The sequence below is a fragment of the Sorangium sp. So ce836 genome, from assembly GCF_028553905.1.
In the GTDB taxonomy this organism is placed as follows: domain Bacteria; phylum Myxococcota_A; class Polyangia; order Polyangiales; family Polyangiaceae; genus Sorangium; species Sorangium cellulosum_D.
On the sequence record NZ_CP102233.1, the window covers coordinates 1046096 to 1063911 of the forward strand.

Below are 17816 nucleotides of genomic sequence, written 5' to 3' on the forward strand. Positions count from 1 at the left end.
CCCGTCACCCGCGCTTCCGGAGGCTCCGGCCCATTCCCTCAATCGCTGCGCGCACCTCGATGCGACCGAGATCGACCCCGGCCGTGACGTAAGCGTGGCCACCGACGGCCTTCCTGCGATAGAAGGCAGACTCATCTGGAGAGTCTCGCCATGCAGCCGTTCCTGGACTCGCAAGCCCTCGCTGCCGGCACCTTGCTGGCCGCACCGATGGACATGCCGCGCTTCCTCGCCGCGGCGGTGCGCCTCTCCCTGTCGCTCGCGGAGCTGCACAAGGACGGCGCGATCCATGGCCGGCTGTCGCCTCGCAGCCTGCTCGTCGGGGAGAGCGGCGATCCGCTCCGCATCGTCGCCCCTCCGGCCGGCGCTCACGACCGAGAGCAGCTCGTGGCGTACGTGCTCGCTCAGCCGGAGCTATTTCCGTACATATCGCCCGAGATCACGGGGCGGATCAACCGACCGATCGATCATCGCGCCGACCTGTATTCGCTGGGGGCCATCTTCTACGAGATGATCTCGGGCGCACCGCCTTTTCAGGCCAGCGACCTGCTCGAGTGGACCCATTGCCACGTCGCCCGGCGGCCACGCCCGCTCACCGAGGTGGCGCCGGCGACACCTCCTCTCGTGTCCGAGATCGTCTTGAAGCTCCTGGCCAAGATGCCCGACGAGCGTTACCGGACGGCGCGCGGGCTCGCGCACGATCTCGAGCGGTGCGCCGCCGCCCTGCGCGAGGCGGGCGACGTCGCGCCGTTCGCGCTCGGCGCTCGGGACACGCCGGATCGGTTCCAGATCTCGAGGACCCTCATCGGGCGAGATCGCGAGATCGCCGCGCTCACCGGCGCGTTCGAGCAGGTCGTCTCGACGGGCACGCCGGCGCTCGCGCTGGTCACCGGCCCCTCGGGGATCGGCAAATCGTCGCTCGTGCGCGAGCTGCTCCACCACGTCGTGAGGGCCCACGGGGCGTTCGCCTCGGGCAAGTTCGATCAGTACAAGCGCGGTATCCCGTATTCCACGTTCACGCAGGCGTTCGGAGAGCTCGTCCGCCGCCTCCTGACCGAGAGCGAGGCTCGCCTCGACGCGTGGAGGGCGCGCTTGCTCGAGGCGCTCGGCCGGCACGGTCAGCTCATCATCGACGTCATCCCCCGGGTCGAGCTCATCCTCGGGCCGCAGCCGCCCGTGGAGCGGCTGCCGATGAGCGAGGCGGAGAACCGCTTCGTCAGGGCGTTCCAGCAGTTCGTCGGCGTCTTCGCCGCCCCCGATCACCCGTTCGTCCTGTTCCTGGACGACCTCCAGTGGGCGGACGCCGCCAGCCTCCGGCTGCTGCGGCGCCTGCTCGATCCGGCGCCGTCGCGCCCTCTGCTCATCCTCGGAGCCTACCGCGATGGCGAGGTCGGCCGCGCGCACCCCCTGACCGCCGTCGTGGACGAGCTGACCGCCGCGGGCGCGCCGGTGCGCCGCGTCCCCCTGGGGCCGCTCGCCGCCGCCGACGTGCGCGAGCTGGTGGCTGCCACGCTCTCCTGCGCTCCCGAGGCCGCCGAGCCCCTCGCCGAGCGCGTGCACCTCGCGTCGGGCGGCAACCCGTTCCTCTCGGCGCAGGCGCTCACCGCGCTGCACAAGCGCGGGCTCGTGCGGTTCGACGGCGGCGAGGGCGCGTGGCGGTGGGATCTCGCCGAGATCGACGCGATGGGGCAGCTCGGCGGCGCCTCGGACCTGTCGGCGAGCGCGCTCGAGCGGCTGTCGGACGAGGCGCGGGCAGCGCTGCGGCTCGGCGCGTGCCTCGGCGACGATTTCGAGATCGCCACGCTGGCGCTGCTCGCCGGCACGCCGGAGGAGGCGCTCCGGGAGCACCTCCGGGAGGCGGCCCGGGAGGAACTCGTGACGCTCGGACAGCGCACGTGCGCGTTCGTGCACGATCGGGTGAGGCAGGCGGCCTACGCGCTGATCCCCGAGGAGACGCGCGCGGCGGAGCACCTCCGCATCGGGCGGCTCCTCCTCGCGGCGGAGGCGCCCGGACAGAGCATCTTCGCCGTCGCCAGCCAGATGAACCTGGGCGCGGCCCTGATCCGCGAGCGGGGCGAGCGGGCGCGGGTCGCCGCGCTGAACCTCGACGCCGGGCGAAGGGCCAAGTCGTCCGCGGCCTACCGGCCGGCCGCAGACTACCTCGCTGCCGGGAGCGCCATGCTCGCCGAGGATTGCTGGGAGACGCAGCACGAGCTCGCGTTCGCCCTGCACCTCGAGCGCGCCGAGTGCGCGCAGCAGAACGGCGATCTCGACGAGGCGGAGCGGCTCTGCGCCCTGCTCCTCTCGCACGCGAAGACGCTCCTGCACAGGGCGCCGGTCTATCGGGTGAAGATCGAGATCCGCACGAGCCGGTTCAGCCCCGACACGATGCCTTGCATCCTCGAGTGCCTGAGCGCCCTCGGCGTGGGCGTGCCCGAGCGCCCGAGCGACGCCGACGTCCAGGCCGCGTTCGACAGGGTGTGGCGCGCGCTCGGGGATCGCCCCGTCGCGTCGCTGATCGAGCTGCCGCCGATGGCCGACGCGGAGAGCCAGGCGGTGATGAGCACGCTGGCCGTGACCTACGTCGCGACCTGGTTCATGGACGAGAACGTCGCGCACCTGACGGCCAGCTGGATGGTGCACCTCAGCATGACCCGCGGCAATGCCGACGCGTCGGCGCTCGCGTATGGCGGCTTCGGGATGTCGCTCGTGCAGCGGTTCGGCGACTACAAGAATGCGGCTCGCTTCAGCGAGCTCGCCTACCGCCTCGCCGAGGACCGCGGATCGATCTATTTCCTGGGCGTCGCGGCGGATCTCCACGGGGTCATGATCTCGCCCTGGGTGCGCCCCTTGCCGGTGAGCCTCGAGGTCATCCGGAGGGGCCTCGGCGCGGCGATCGAGTCCGGAAACCTCATCTTCTCGGCCTTCCTCGCCCTCGGCACGATCACGCACGGCCTCGCGCGAGGGGAGCCGCTGGAGGAGCTCTATCGCGCGAGCGAGGCGCGGATGGAGACGGTCCGGGCGGCGAGCTTCGCCATGGCCGAGCGCTGCCTCGTCGTCTTGCAGCGCTTCATCAAGAACATGATGGGCCAGACGAGCGGCCCGCTGACGTTCAGCGGCGACGGCTTCGACGAGGCGGAGTTCACGGAGCGGCTCGCCGACGGGAGCTCGCCGCTGGCGGCGCTCTGGTATCACGTGGCGCGGCTCCAGGCCCGCTTCCTCGTCGGCGAGCTGGACGAGGCTTCCCGGGCCGCGGCGGCGGCGCAGGAGATGTACTGGGCGAGCGTGCTCCAGATCCTGGTGCCGGATTATCACTGCTATGCCGCCCTCACCCTCGCGGCGAGCCCCGCCGATCCCGAAGACCCTCGGAAAAGGCGCGAGGCCCTCGCGATGCACGAGGCGCGCCTCCGCGGGTTCGCGGAGAACTGCCCCGAGAACTTCTCGCACAAACATGCGCTGATCCAGGCCGAGATCGCCAGGCTCGAGGACCGCCCGCTCGACGCGATGGGGCTTTACGAGCGCGCCATCGGCGCGGCCCGGGAGGGCGGCTTCGTGCACGACGAGGGCGTCTGCGCGGAGATCGCCGCGCGCTTTTACATGGCCCGCGGGGCCACGACCGCGGGGCTCGGGTATCTCGGCGTGGCGCGGGCGTGTTACGCCCGCTGGGGCGCGGCGCTCCTCGTCGACCGGCTCGAGCAGCGGTACCCGGAGCTCCGTCAGGCGGTCATCGACCAGGCGGTCATCGACGCGCTCCGGCGCCCCGCCGGCGACCGCAGCCGGCAGCTGGACACGCTCGCCGTCGTCAGGGCGCTTCAGGCCATCTCCAGCGAGATCGTCCTCGACAAGCTCCTCTCGAACCTGCTCCGCGTCGTCATCGAGCACGCGGCCGCGGAGCGCTGCCGCCTGCTCCTCGTCCAGGATGGCCAGTTCACGCTGCTCGCGAGCGCCTGCGCCGAGCAGCCGGTGGAGATCCACCGCCTCGCGGAGGGGGGCACGCTGCCCGCGGGCTGCGTGCCGATGTCCATCGTCAGCTACGTGAAGCGGACGGGAGAGCACGTGATCCTGGACGACGCGTCCGAAGGCGGCCATTACGCGACCGACGAGTACGTCGCGCGCCGCCGGACCAAGTCGGCGTGCTGCGTGCCGATCACGAGGCAGAAGGCGCTGACGGGCATCCTGTACCTGGAGAACGATCTCACGAGCGGCGCGTTCAAGGCGGATCGGCTGGCGCTGCTGGATCTCGTGGCGAAGCAGGCGGCCATCTCCGTGGAGAACGCCCTCCTGTACGAGGGGCTCGCCCGCGAGAACGGCGAGCGGAAGCGGGTGGAGGACGAGCTGCGCGAGCAGCTGCAGATCGTGTTGCGCCAGGAGGACGCGATACGGGCGCTGTCGACGCCGATCATCGAGGTGTGGGACGGCGTCGTGACGATGCCGATCTTCGGGGCCATCGACGGCCAGCGCGCGACGCAGATCATGGATGTGCTGCTCACGACGATCACGCGCAAGCAATGCAGGTTCGCGATCCTGGATCTCACGGGCGTCGAGGTCGTCGACACGGTCACGGCGCACCATGTGCTCTCGGTGATCCGCGCGGTCGAGCTGCTGGGCGCCCGAGGCATGGTGGTCGGGCTCCGGGCCGAGGTGGCTCAGACCATCGTGTCGGCCGGCGTGGATCTCACGCGCATCAAGACGCTCGGGAACCTCCGGCAGGCGCTCCAGGTCTGCATGCGGGCGTCGAAGAGCTCGCCCTGATCACGAGCAAGGCCGAGCGGCGACAGCTGACGCGGCGTCTCCGCGAGGTCACGGCCGTCACTCCATCAACGCCAGCCTCCGGGCAGCACGACGCGGCGGAGAGCGCGGCGTCGCCTGCGGGGAGCAAGCAACGACTAGCTGCTCGCGCGAAGAGCCGTGAATTCTCCCGGATCCTTGATGTCCGGTGGGTTATTCACGTCGGCAAAGAGCTTGGTGTCGTCGTGCTTGCCGAAGCGAGTCACCTCTCGCGTGCCACCTATCGCCGGGAAGCCGTCCGGACCGGCCTTCACCCCGATGGCGTTCATCAAGTTGCAGAAGTACTTGTTGATCGGCTGCGAGGCGACGGTCGGCGGAGTCCCCAGGTTATGCAGCTCGTTGTACCTGAGCACAGACGGGCCGTCCAGCCACTTGCAAGCACCCTCGCTGTTGCCGCGGGTCAGGTCGGCGCTGCCGCCGTCCACGTTCACGGCCTGACCCACCTTGAAGTAGCCTCCACAGCTCCCGGCCTGGAGGATCGGAAGGTTGTTGAGGTTGCGGGCGGCGCCGTCCGAACATTCCTGGAACCAGACGGTCGCGGTGTTGTCGAGGAGCTTCACGTCGCCCTCCTCGATACTGTCGAGCCGACCGACGAGGTATGCGAATTTCTTCGCGTACCAGTCGTCGATTTCTCGAAGCATTTCGAGCACGCCAAGCGCGCAATCCCCTTCGATCGATTGGGTGCCAGTGCGGTGGGAGAGGCCATCGGAATCTCTGCCATGAACGATGCCGTCCCACTTGAAGACGACGGCCGGGGGGAACTTCATGAAGATGACGCGGTTCTGGTCGCAGATGGCCGAAAGCACCGCGAGGTCCAGAATGACCTTCGTGCGCTTCGGCACGTCGAAGCTTGAGCCGTCACCTTCCGCCGCCTGCACGGATTCGGGCGTCAAACCGAGCGCCGCCGCGATCCCTGCGGAGCATTCGGCCCTGACCGTGCCCGATGTCTGGTGGAGGAGATCCACCCAGTCAGAGAGCTTTCTCTTGTCCGACTGGCTCATGTCGACCCTCTGGAGCCTCGCCAGGTCGTCTCGCACGATGTCGACGATGCTCTTTCCGCGGGCCACCTTGTACGAATCCGGCGATACGGGGCCCTGACCGAAGAGGTTCGTCAGGTCGTTGAAGACCTCGATCGGCGACCTGACGCCCCCGAATATCTCTCCGGGCGCGGAGTACGAGATATTCGATCTGGTGTCTTGCCGTTTCTGGCCCATGGACATCACGAGGGGAGGCGCGCCATTGGGGTTGACCTGCTCCGCACAGAAGTGATCGAGCGAGCGGCCGGTTGGCTTGGCGTTGAGCTTGTCGCTCTCGGGCGTCACCGGGTGGCAGGTGAAATACGATCCGATGACCTGAGTGTGGGGATCGTTGTTCTGGCCGTAGGTCCGCTCCAAGCTCCACTCGTTCATCGCTCGGATGCCGCGGGGCACCAGGAGCTTGGGCGCAAAGGGGGCGAGGTGCTTGAGCGTCGTCGCCTCGTAATCGGCGCCGGTCAAGGTGCCATGGGCCTTCTTCGGGAACCATCGATTCGTAATGCAGCCGTTGTGCGTAAAGAACACGATCAGCCGCTTCGGACCTTCTGCGCCGCCCGACTGCGCCTTCGCGGTACGCTCCGCGACGGAGCCCAAGAAAGGCGCAGCGACGACAGCTCCGCCCAGGCCTCGGAGGAATATTCTTCGGGTCAGATTCTTCGTCATGTTCGTATTCCCTTCTCAGTCTCCGACGACTCGCAGACGGAAAGAATCTGCTTGGGTAAGATCGGCGAGCAGATCGAGAATGGTATAGCCGTCGTCAGACAGCTTGATGCTGAGCTCATCGACGACGCAGGCGTCGCTCGAGTTCGGCGACCGTCGAGTGGCAAAGGAGACCCACCGCTCGGCATAGTGGTGCCTGACGCCCGGACCAGTGCCGAGCTCGGTCATCAGCTCGATGGGTGTCGTGATCGTCTTGGTGTTGTCAGCGCTAAAGTAGACGTCGGCGGTCCCGTCGATGGCACCGCCGAGCGGATCGGTCGTCTGCGCCTTACCAACCGCGTCGTACCGCTCGAGCACGAAGCCCGGCGGATTGGTAAAAGGCACGTGACACGCGGAGCACGCCGCCGTGGAGGTCAAAGCCTCGACGACCTGACGGTTCGTGGTGTAGTCGTTCGGAGGGACCGACGATGTATCCATAAAGGGCTCTGGCGGCAGGTCGATCCCGAGTAGCCTCGTGATGAACGCGCCCCGGAGGATCGGGTTCGTACTGGCGTAGGACGAGTAGGAGCTCAAGAACCCAACGCGGGTCAAGAACCCCGGCCGCTCGCTCGGGTCGAGCTCCACCCGCGTCAGCTGCGTACCGTAGCTCGCGGGATTGAGCCCATAGAGCGGAGCGGTGTCCTTGTTGACGAAACCGATGTTGCTCAGGAAGAGGTCCTTGAGCGACCCCGCCGCGAACGCCACCTCCTCGAAGAAGGCGTCCATCTCTGCCACCATGAGGGGAGCCGCGTCCGGGGAATAGTCGGGGTACTTGGTCCCGTCGTGATCGCGGGTCCCCCAAAGCGAACCTGCGCGAATCTCCGCCAAATCACGATGGAAGGCGACCACGACCCGCGCCGTCTTTTGGCGGTTCTGAATCATCCGCCGCGCCTGCGCCAAGATCTGCGCCTTGGTGGTGAGCTGACCAGCATCAGCCGCGGCGTTCAGGATGTCATCCGGAACGGAATCCCAGAGCAGGAACGAGAGCCTCGCCGCCACTTCGTGGCTGGAGAGCTTGATAGCGTCTCCTTCTCGCTCCTGCGCCAGCTCGGGGAGCATGATGAACGAGGGCGAAGCGAGGAAGGCGATGAGGATGGCCTCAGCAACCTCTTCGGGCGTGCCCGGGGGCTCCAGCGTGGTGAGCCGCATGAAGCTCTGCACCTCCTCTTCTATCAGAGGACGACGAAAGGCCTTGCGACCAAAGGCGCGAATCGTCGCCTCGAGGCACCCTGGCGCCGCCGGATCGCAGGCAATGAACTTGGACTTGTTCGGCCCGGCCATCAGTTCGGCGGCAATAGATTCGGCTACCACGAGGTATCTGTTCCACGCGAGATCCGTCAGGCTGCCCTCGAAGTCGGAAACGAGGACCTCAGACGGCGGGCGGTTGTCGGCGCTCGCCAAGATCGTCACGCCGAGCAGATCCTGCACCACCGCGTCGTACTCTCGGTTCAACAGGCGTGGGATCTGGGACGTCGCCAGGATGTCGTGGATGCAGACACCTGAGCTCCCCCCGACGCCCGAGCTCCCCTCGACACCGGAGGCGGCGCCGTTGCCACCGCCGCCGGCATTGTCATCGTCATTGCCATTGCCCAGAATCGTGATCCCGCACCCAGAGACGAAGAGCGAGAGCACCGAGGCGCAGCAGAGTAAAGATACGTCATCCAAGAGCCTCATGACAAAGCCTCCTGCGGTATCAATCTCCGAGTCTGTTCCCCGGGATCACGAATTCGTCGCGCGCGTCGATCCCGGCGGCCGATTCGATACGCTTTGCGTGAGGGCTGCCCGGGTGCGCTTCGAGGAAGCGCCGCGCCGCCGCATGGGCGCCCGCGCGATCCCCCTGGCTCGCCAGCGCTTCGACGCGGATCACGGCGGCCTCGTCGGTGAGCTGAGCGCCGGCGAACTCGCGCGCATGGCGATCCAGCAGCGCGAGCGCGGCCGCCGGATCCCCCCGCCGCAGCGCGCGCCGCGCGGTGTCGAGCAACGCGAGCTCGGAGGCCAGCGTCGGCGCGCGCTTCTCGGGCGCGCGCGGGCTGTTCGCCGCGGGGGCGGCGGGTGCCGGGGCGGCAGGCGCGGCCAGAGGCGGCCCCTCATCCGCTGCAATCGGCCCTTCCGCTGTGAGCGACCCCTCCGCTGGAGGCGGCCCCTCGTCCGCGCGCTCCTCCGGGACTCGCCTCGCCTCCGCCTCTGCGGCGCGGCGGGCGGGCGGAGCACTGAACGCTGCCGGCGCGCTGGGCGCCTCCTGAGCGTGCCTCTCCGGCGCCGAGACGCTGACGACGCCCGTCCATTCCACGACCCCAAGCGTGAGGACCCCCGCGAGCACGCCGATCCCGAACGCGCTCAAGATCCCACCCCCGGCGGCCGCGCCCACCGCCGCGCCGCTCACCGCCGCGCCGCTCGCCGCCGCGGCCGCCCCACCCGTGGCCGCCCCGCTCATGGCCGCCCCACCCGTGCTCGCGGCCGCGCCGCCCGCGCTCGCCGCGGCCGCGCCGCCCGCGCTCGCCGCGGCCGCGCCGCCCGCGCTCGCCGCGGCCGCGCCGCCCGCGCTCGCCGCGGCGGCGGCGACGCCGAGCGCGACGAGCGTGCGCCGGGTCAGGCCGCTCGGCACGCTCTCGTCGAGCGCCGCGCGGAGGAGCGCCGTTTGCAGATCACTCCCCTTCTGGTCCAGGAGGCGCTCAGGATCACTCATTGCACTCACCTCGGAAATGGGCTCGCGCCTCGAGCCGCCTCACGGCGGCCTGGAAGTGCTCGCGCGCGCGGCGGAGGCGGGAGGCGACCGTGCCCGCCGGGAGCTCGAGCATCGCGGCGATGGTCGCCGTCGTCAGCTGCTCCAGCTCGAACAGCACGAAGACCGCGCGCAGGTCGAGCGGCATGGTGTCGAGGATGGCGTCGAGCGTCGCGCGGGCGCGCGCGCGATCCATCATCTCCTCGGGATCCGGCGCCGGATCGACGCGCTCGAGGGGCTCGTCCTCGAGGACCTCCCGGCGCCGCTGCTGCGTCCTCCGCGCGCGCGAGGCGATCCGCAGCGCCGTGCTGAACAGGAACGCCGACTCCCGGCCGTATTCGATGTCCCCGAGCTTCCGGGCCACAACGAGGAAGACCTGCTGCACCGCGTCCTCCGCGTCGGCGCGCGGCACGCCGAGCCGCACCAGCGAGCGCCACACGAAGGCCGAGTGCTCCGCCACGAGCGCGGCGAGGCGCCCCGCCGCCGCCCGGCTCTCGGGGGGAACAGCGGCGGGGAGCTCCATCAGGGTCAGCGCTTCACCACGGCTCACACCTCGAGCAATCTCCGGCTCGCGACCGCCTGATCATCAAAACGAGAGGCCGGCGCCGACGTGGAGCGCCCACGTGACCGCGGGCACCTCGTGAATGACCAGCGCGGGCCTCTCGAACATAAACGAGCGCTGTACCAGCGGAAATTGCGGTCCACCGTGCACGTCGACGCGCACGAGGGCGCCGAGCGAGGCGGTCATGCGCGCGAGGAGCCCGAGGCTGGCCCACGGTACCGTGGCGTCCTTCACCTCGGTGATCGTGTCGCCGACCAGCCCACTGCTGTGGAGGAAGCCGCCCTCCGCGCCCACGCAGGACCCGAGCGAGAGCCAGCGCGCCGGTCGGAGGACGTCCGCGCAGGTGTCGAGCCGAGCGATCCAGCGGGTGAAGCGGGCGCCGCCCGGCCCGACATCGATGGCGCCGGTGGCGGCCACCTCGGCTGCGACGCGAAATGACGCGCGGAGGCCCAGATCGGCGCGCAGCTCGACGAAGGGCCCGCCGCCGAGGAGGGCCTCGGGCGCGACCCCGGACGCCGCGCTCGCCTGGATGCCGAGCGTCCACCGGCGCTCCAAGGGCAGCGGCCGCTGCGGGGAGCGCAATGTACCGGCGGCCGGTGACGGCGGGCGGGGCGGCGCGGTCGCGGGGCGCGCGACCGGGGCGGTTGGGGCCAGGGACGCGGCTTGCGGCGGCCCCGCGCGCGGCGGGCTCGCCGGTTCCGGCGCCTGGCCGCCGGGGGGGACGAGAGCCCCGGCCGGTGGCGCAGCCCCGGTGGGACCCGCGGCGGCGCGCGCGGCCCCGGCGGGGTCCGGATCTTCGGACGAGCGCGGCTTCGCGGTCGGCCGCTGCGGATCGAGGGATGCGGTGGGGTCGACCCAGAGGGCCGTGATGAGCGCCAGGGCCGCGACGACGTCCGCGCACGTGGCGCCGCCGACCTCGCGGACGCGCGCGTCCTCCTCCGTGCCGACCGTGATTCGGCCGCGGCTTTCGCCCTCGGCCGAGGTGATGTGCACGCGCACCTCGAGCGCCGCCTCGTCCGGCGCGGCATCACGGGCGAGCTCCGTGCGCGCGGTCACCTCGCGCAGGAACGCCTCGGCGCTGGGACAGCCCTCGTGCGCCTCGTACGCGACGCGAAGGGGCTGTACCTCCGCCCGCGCGTCGGCCCCGGTCAGGACGCCAGCGAGCACGGCGACGGCCGCGAGCCAGCGCGGGGGCAGCACGGCAGTCTCGAACGATCGCACGGCGGCGCAGGTTACACCGAACCGCGCCGCCCGGGCGGACCATCGAGGCGGAACTGCCCGACGATGAGGAATTGGCGAAGGAGCACAAGGTACTGGAGATGCACTACGGCGAACGCCAAGAACACCTCCTCCAGGGATTGGCTGAGGCTCATCTTACTGCACGCCGGAACCGACCTCGGGCTGCGGCAAACCGTGGCCGTGGTAGCCGAGAGCGGCGGACCCAGCGTCAGTCATGTGGCGCTGCACGAGAAGATAAGGTTGAGCGCCCCCCATCTCCATGCGCTGGTCGGTCGACTGGCGCAGGGAGATGAGGCGACGCCAGAGCGGTAGGCAGGCTACGAGGTCGTGACGGCCGACGGCTCGACCCCAGCTGGTCCCAGCGTCTGCCGACCGTGGCCGCGCAGCTGGACATGTGTGTTGGCGCAAATCGGTATCGCGGTCATTGGGCCTTATCGGCGGAGCAACCACCGAAGCTTCCTGCGAGCCCGGTGGAGTTGCCGCACCGCCGTCGAGCTGGGCATGCCGAGCGCGCGTGCGATGTCGCGGATACCGTGGCCGACCGCGCAGCGGGCGAGCATCTGCTGGTCGCGCTGCGGCAGCCAGGATATCGCGATGCGCACGGCGAGGAGGCGCTCGCGCGCATCGAGGAGAAGCTCGTCGTCGCGCGGCGGCTCCGGCCGGACGCTCCACGGATCCGCCACCGGGATTTCCCGGCGGACCCAGGCGCGCTTGCGGTGGTGTCCCACCTTGCGCCAGACGATGCCGTAGAGCCAGCCGAGGAGCGCTCGCCGCGGGTCGACGGACGCGTCCGGGCAGTATCTGCCCTCCTCGACGGCGATCCACGCGGCCAGGATCGCGGCCTGCGCCACATCCTCGCGGTCGCGGGGCGATACACCGAAAGAGAGGACGAGCGCGGCGACCCAGCGGCGCTCGGCGAGGATGCGCTCTACGGGAATGCGGAGCGCGGGGTGCTTTGCGATCGATGGAGAGCGTCGCCGGGGCGTGCTGCGGTCGTGGACAGCGGTTGTCGTGCGGCGTCGAGTCGGCATACCGGATCTCGCCAAGCGGCGTTTGTAGAGAAGCCCTGAAAGCCATCTCGCCCGCGGCGGCCGTGCGCCGCCCGTGCGCGCGAGCCGACATTGCGGCTCGTCGGTCGAGTCGACCCACGTCGAGGATTTGGGGCGCCGGCAGTCGTGATCCGTCGTCGCGGAGGCGCTCTTCTTCAGCGGACGCGCGCCGTGGGCGTCGAGGAAGCCAGGGATTTGTCGCGGCCGGGCGCGGCAGCGACGCCCGGCAGCTCGTGGCGGGGCTGCTCCAGCAGCGCACGCGCCAGCGCGTCGTGCCCGATGGCGCGGGCTGCGGCGGCCATTCTCTGGCGCAGGTCGTCGTCCTGCGCGCCGGGCCGGCGCTGCGGCTGGCGGGGCAGGGGGCCCGGAGGACCTGACGCGCTGTCGCTGGTCCTCGAGGAAGACATCGCTCCTCGCGACGGCGTTTTGTCGTTCACCACCAAATACGCGTGCTCGCTGACTCCTCCTGCCGGCGTGGCTGTCGAAGCCGCGTGAGGATGCGCGGCGATGGAGGGGGCCGGCGATGCCGCGCCTCCGGGAAGAGCGCCGCCGTGTCCGACCAGCAGGAGCCCTGCTGTCAGGACGACGCCCAAAGCGCCCACCGCGAGCGAGGCGCAGGTGACGGCGACCGTTCGTGGCCGCGGTGCCCTCGCGCCGGACATCGCATGGCGGAGCGCGCGCCCGATGCGATGCAGCGGGTGCTCCCGCGACGCCGCGCGCCGCGAGCGCTCCCCCGAGCAACCTGCCGCGCGCATCGGCAGCAGGGCGGCGAGGCGGCGGTGATGGCGCGCCTGCCAGCGGCGCGCCGCCGCCTTGAGCTCCTCGCGCCCATGGCGGACTCGGCTCTTCGCGGTGGTGGCGGGTATCGAGAGCAGCTCCGCGACATGGCCGATGCCCGCTTCGTCGAGCTCGTGGGCGATCACCGCCTCGCGCCGCTCCGGCGGCAGCTCGAGGAGCAGCTTCGACAGGAGCTGCCGCCGCTCGCGCTCCATCTGGCGCTCCTCGGAGCTCGGCGCGTCGTCGGCGACCTCCAGCGGCTCGTCCGGCCACGGCGCCTCGCGCCGCCGGTAGGCGCGGCGCCGGTACACGGATGCATGGTTGTGGACGATGGCCTTCAACCAGGCGCGCAGCTCGCCCCGGGCCGGATCGAACGTGGCGAGGGCTCGCGAGATGCCGTGCAGCACCTCCTGCAGCACATCCTCCCTGTCGGCCGCCGGGATCCGCTCCGACGCCACGCAGCCGCGCAGGTAGCCGAGGTGCTCGCGGACGATGGTCTCCCAGGTGGGCGGCGGCGCACCGGTGGGCGCGCCGCGCGGATCCTTTGCATCCATGCCCGATCCATTATCCGCCGGTTACCCGATGGCGCTCGAAATCGTTCGCGCTTCCCGAGCTGGCGGTGTTGCGCTGTCATTGGATTCCGGACCTCAGGCCGGCGATGAGCCGACGTGGCGAAGCGTGAGGGCACGCCGGAACATGATGCTTTACGCGGACGTCGTTTCATTTCTCATCCGAGCACTTGCTCGTTCGGCGCCTACGGCGCGTGCTTGCGGGCGAACAGCGGGCTGAATAGACTCGGCGCCCATGCGCTTGGCGAGGTGCGCGGGGCTTGCGGTGCTGTTGGTCGCCGCAGGCTACAGCCGCGGTGCGCTGGCCGAGGGGCCGCAATCGGCTGGCTCGGGGGTGGGGGATGCGCCCTCGGCGGTCGCGCCGTCAGGAACCTCGCCTACGACGGCTTCGCCCGCGGGGCTCTCGCCCGAGGCGACCGCAGAGACGCTCCGCCGCGCGGAGCAGGCGCGGCGCGCCGGGCGATGGGAAGAGGCCGCGGCGGCGTACCGAATCGCCTGGGCGTCCACCGGCGACCCTCGCTGGGCCGGCGAGCTCGGGCTGGCGGAGCTCTCGTTGCGCCGCTACCGGGACGCCGCGGAGCACCTGCGCCGGGCGCTCGAGGCGGAGGACGCGCTCGCGCCCGACAGGAAGGCTCGGGTCCAGCAAGGGCTCCGGCGGGCCGCGCAGGAGGTCGCCGCGGTCGCGGTCGTGGTGGGCAAGCCCGAGGCGGAGGTGTTCATCGACGGCCGGCGCGTCGGCCAGGGGCTCGCCACGTACGTGGTCTATGTCGAGCCCGGCAGCCACGAGGCGCGGGCGACGCTCGCAGGCCACGAGGACGGCGTGGGGCGCTTCGAGGCGCAGCGCGGGGACACGCCGGCGATCGGCCTGGCCTTGAAGGAGAAGCCGAAGCCGCCGGCGCCGCGGCCGGCGGCGGCACCGCCTGCCGCGGCGTCCGCGCCGGGGCCGGCGGCGATGCGGCCTGCGGGCGAGGGGACGGCGGTCGGACCGGCGATCCGGATCGGGGGGCTCGCGCTCGCGTCGGCGGGCGTCGTGGTCGGCGCGGGGTTCGCGCTCGCGTGGGCGGTCAAGGACGGCGAGGCCGCGACGTTGCGCGAGCAGATTCGCAGCGTGAGCGGGGAGAACGGGTGCAGCCCGAAGAAAGGGATCACCGACGCGCGGTGCCCCCATCTCCGCGACGCGCTCGAGGCCCGCGATGCCCTGGGTCTCGTCGCGGTCGCGAGCCTCGTGGCGAGCGGCGTGATCGGCGCGGCGGCGCTGTCGTCGTTCTGGTGGGCGCCCGCGCCGGACCACGGCGGCGTCCGCGTGGTGCCGCGCGCGACCGCGCACGGCGGCGGCGTCCGGATCGACGGGGCGTGGTGAGGACCCGGCGTGAAAGAGGAGAAGCGGCGATGAGACGATGGGAGGCCGGGCAGGTCCTGGCGGCGCTGGCGAGCGTGGGCGGCGCGGCGGTCGCGATGGCGAGCGGCTGCGGGACCGTGGACGGCTACGACTGCCACGAGCTCCTGGCGTGCGACGTCATGAACGAGGACGGCACCAGCAACGGGGGCTGCGAGGGGAGCTGTGTCCCCATGAAGCTCTCCGGCTTCGAGCAGGGTGTGTACCTGGTGCGGGTGACCTCAGGCCTCGAGGACCTCCGGTGCGACGAGGCCGTGGTGTCGAACCCACGCTGGAACGAGGAGGACCGCAAGAACATGACTCCGCCGTTGTACAGCGAGCTGTTCGTCGCGCCGGGAGCGCATCCGGGGTGCGGCCCGTGCGCGTGCTCCGCGCCCGCGTGCGTCCTCCCGGCCGGCCTCACGGTGAGCTCCGGCTGGATGTGCGACGACAGCCCTGGCGAGACGTTGACCCCGTTCGACACACCGGCCGGCTGGGATGGCGCGTGCGTCGCGCCCGGCGCGGTCGGGGCCGAGGCGTTCGGCTCGTTTCGGATCGCGCCCGTCACCGCGCGCTCTTGCGAGGTCGTGACGTCCCCGGTGCCGCGCGACGGCGATGCGCCCGCGGGAGGGCAGGTCGTGGTCACCTGCAACGCGTTGCGGGGCGACATGTGCCCGGGCGTTGCGCAGGTCTGTGTCCTCGGCGCGGAGGAGGTCAGCCCGGGCTGGCGCCGGTGTCTCCTCTCGGAGGACGACAAGGACGTCGGATGTCCCTCCAGCGAGAAGAGCGCGGGCCTCCACTTCTCGGAGCAGTTCACGTTCTGGCGCGAGGTCGAGGACCGCCGCGCGTGCACGCCGTGCTCGTGTACCGAGACCGCGCCGAGCACGTGCGAGGCGCTCGTGTCGACGTTCGAGGACGGCGCGTGCCGCGATCTCGTCGCCGCCGCCGTCGTCGCCGGCAACGGCGTCTGTCACGACGCCGAGCCCGGCTCGACGCTCGGGAGCGTGCGCGCGGAATGGCGGGTCAACGCGCCGGGGAGCTGCGCGCCGAGCGGCCGGGAGCTCGTGGGCGAGCTGAGCTTGAGCAAAAAGGTGATCGCCTGTTGCTTGCCGGAGGGAACATGACGCGCGCGATCGGGACGACGTGGATTCGGACGACATCGATGGGGGCGGCGCTCCTCGCGCTCGGCGCCGGGGCGGCGCTGCTCGGGGCGTCGTGCAACTTCGGCCCGTGCCCTGGCATCGACTGCCCCGATCCCCATGCCGGCACCTGTCCCTGGCGTTGCGCCGAGCCCGTGTGGGACGGCAGCTACTCCGTCGACGGCTTCGAGAACCGGCGCGTCCGCGTCGCCTGGGTGGGGAGCCCGCGCGACGCGCCGGACTGTGAAGCGTCCAACTACAATCATTTCCGGGATTACTATCAAGAGCCGAAGTCCCTCGATCGCTGTCCCCGATGTGTGGCCGAGCCGCGGAGGGGGAGGCGATACGAAAGGGTCGAGCTCGTGAAGGGCGACAACTGTACCGAGGACGTGGTCATCGAAGCCCCCACCGTCAGCGAGTTCGTCCTGCCGCCTCACTGGGACGGCAGCTGCGTGTCCCAGAGGACGGACGTGGTGCCGGCGCCGGACGACGTCGACCTCGGCTGGGGCACCGCGGAGTATGGACTCTGGGACTGCGACACGTCGCTCTCCCTGGAGGATGTGGACGCTCTCTGGGGGAAAATCGTTCGGGTGTGTGAGCGCACCTGGCCCATGGATCAGTACTGCGCGAAGATTGGCTCCGAATGTATCCCGGTGCCGGCGCCAGGCTTCCGCGAGTGCCTTCAGTATTTCGGTGAGGACGAGCTCCAGGCGTGTCCTCGCAGCCACCCCGAGCTCGTGCGGGCCCACTCCGGTGTGGAGGGGTGCACCGAGTGCGATTATGACGCCGATGGCGACCGGAGCGGGACGCGAACGCTCACCTTCTACGCCGACGAGCAGTGCTCGCAGCCGATTCCCAGCACCGATGCCCGCGGCAACGGTCAATGTTTCGACCTGCCGCCCGGCGTTTTCCCGCGGAGCGTCAGCGCGACGTTGACCGTCGAGAGCATCCCTGTCTGCGAACCCAGAGGCGGCGAGCAGGAGGGCGAGCTCAGGCCGGGAGGCGTGGCGACCTTCTGCTGCGGGCCGCCCGCGTGACGCGGAGGGGTCCAGCTCCGCAGCGAAAGCGCTTGGAACGGCGCAAGACGAACGAGCTCGTGATCGATCTCGGCAAGCCGGCGCTGCCGTAGGCGGGGCTGTGCCTCATTTTGATGCTGTGTCCGGTTGTTCCTCGATCGGGATCCGCGGGAACCAGTGGCCTGCCGCGCCTTCCCGCGTATGAAAATCCCCACCTTCCGCGAGGCTGTCCAGAAGGATCGGGATGAGATAGAGCAGGTGCGTCAGCGCTTGAATCGAGTCTTCTCCCGTTCCGAAGCGACGCTGCACCGCGCCTTTCGGGCCGATGATTTCGCACGGAGCGCGCCAGTACCCTCTGGACATGTATGGGTGCCCGAGGCGTACGATCACGCTTTCCTCGGTGCCATCCTTCCCCGTCAGCGTCAGCTCTCGCTCGCCGAGGACGTCCACCTTCGCGAGCATCATCTCGCTGCCGAGGCTGGAATCATATTCTGACGCGATTCGCGGCGCGAAGCGCCAGGTTTCCGGCTCCTCTGGAGACGCTCGCTCTACGGGCGCGTTGCTTTCGGATAGCTCGATGGATCCGCCCTCCGCCATGGCCTCGATCTGGGCATCGAGGAGCAGGAATGCGTGCAAGATGGCCTGAGCCTGGTCCATGCCGTGGGCTCGGTTCGCTGTACCGTCTTTCCCTGTTTCCTCCACTTCGACGTCCACACACCAAATGCCGTTGCTTCCTGGTTCTGGATGGCCGAACCGGGCGACCACCGTCCGAGGCGGTGAGCGGTCGGAAGGCTTGAAGACCAGCTTCCGCTCTCCGAGGATCTTGTTCATGTGTCGTCCGATACACGCT

The 17816-nt window shown here is 70.4% G+C and carries 12 protein-coding genes; 4 read left to right on the forward strand and 8 right to left on the reverse strand.

Annotated features, from left to right (window positions below):
• The first annotated feature begins 150 nt into the window (after positions 1-150).
• Complete coding sequence (locus NQZ70_RS03945) at positions 151-4749, forward strand: AAA family ATPase (RefSeq protein WP_129573018.1); 4599 nt, start codon at positions 151-153, stop codon at positions 4747-4749.
• Positions 4750-4883: 134 nt separating this feature from the next.
• Here NQZ70_RS03945 and NQZ70_RS03950 read toward each other — a convergent pair whose 3' ends face one another.
• The 7 genes from NQZ70_RS03950 to NQZ70_RS03980 form a co-directional block, all read right to left on the reverse strand.
• A complete protein-coding gene (locus NQZ70_RS03950) occupies positions 4884-6482 on the reverse strand; it encodes a DUF1552 domain-containing protein (RefSeq protein WP_129573019.1) in 1599 nt (532 codons plus the stop codon).
• A 15-nt stretch (positions 6483-6497) separates the two neighbouring features.
• Entirely contained in the window at positions 6498-8192 is a 1695-nt protein-coding gene (locus tag NQZ70_RS03955; protein ID WP_129573020.1) for a DUF1592 domain-containing protein, read from the reverse strand.
• A 19-nt stretch (positions 8193-8211) separates the two neighbouring features.
• Positions 8212-9204, reverse strand: a complete 993-nt coding sequence (locus NQZ70_RS03960) for a hypothetical protein (protein WP_129573021.1) — start codon at positions 9202-9204, stop codon at positions 8212-8214.
• Positions 9197-9790, reverse strand: a complete 594-nt coding sequence (locus NQZ70_RS03965; protein WP_129573022.1) for an RNA polymerase sigma factor — start codon at positions 9788-9790, stop codon at positions 9197-9199. The genes NQZ70_RS03960 and NQZ70_RS03965 overlap by 8 nt, the downstream gene beginning before the upstream one ends.
• Before the next feature lie 36 nt (positions 9791-9826).
• Complete coding sequence (locus NQZ70_RS03970; protein WP_237245003.1) at positions 9827-11023, reverse strand: hypothetical protein; 1197 nt, start codon at positions 11021-11023, stop codon at positions 9827-9829.
• A 449-nt stretch (positions 11024-11472) separates the two neighbouring features.
• The gene (locus NQZ70_RS03975; RefSeq protein WP_129573023.1) at positions 11473-12072 is read right to left on the reverse strand and encodes an RNA polymerase sigma factor; all 600 of its coding nucleotides are present in this window, start codon (positions 12070-12072) and stop codon (positions 11473-11475) included.
• Positions 12073-12245: 173 nt separating this feature from the next.
• Complete coding sequence (locus NQZ70_RS03980) at positions 12246-13421, reverse strand: RNA polymerase sigma factor (RefSeq protein ID WP_129573024.1); 1176 nt, start codon at positions 13419-13421, stop codon at positions 12246-12248.
• Positions 13422-13671: 250 nt separating this feature from the next.
• Here NQZ70_RS03980 and NQZ70_RS03985 point away from each other — a divergent pair, with 250 nt between their 5' ends.
• From NQZ70_RS03985 to NQZ70_RS03995, 3 genes are read left to right on the forward strand one after another with little or no spacing between them, the layout of a single operon-like run.
• Positions 13672-14796 carry a hypothetical protein gene (locus NQZ70_RS03985; protein WP_207217736.1) on the forward strand — a complete coding sequence of 375 codons (1125 nt, stop codon included), beginning with the start codon at positions 13672-13674 and terminating at the stop codon, positions 14794-14796.
• Positions 14797-14825: 29 nt separating this feature from the next.
• A complete protein-coding gene (locus NQZ70_RS03990; protein WP_129573025.1) occupies positions 14826-15935 on the forward strand; it encodes a hypothetical protein in 1110 nt (369 codons plus the stop codon).
• On the forward strand, positions 15932-16987 hold the full coding sequence (locus NQZ70_RS03995) for a hypothetical protein (protein ID WP_129573026.1): 1056 nt from the start codon (positions 15932-15934) through the stop codon (positions 16985-16987). Before NQZ70_RS03990 ends, NQZ70_RS03995 begins: the two co-directional genes overlap by 4 nt.
• Positions 16988-17092: 105 nt before the next feature.
• On the opposite strand, the gene NQZ70_RS04000 is transcribed toward NQZ70_RS03995, so the two are convergent.
• On the reverse strand, positions 17093-17797 hold the full coding sequence (locus tag NQZ70_RS04000) for a DUF6968 family protein (RefSeq protein ID WP_129573027.1): 705 nt from the start codon (positions 17795-17797) through the stop codon (positions 17093-17095).
• Positions 17798-17816: the final 19 nt, after the last annotated feature.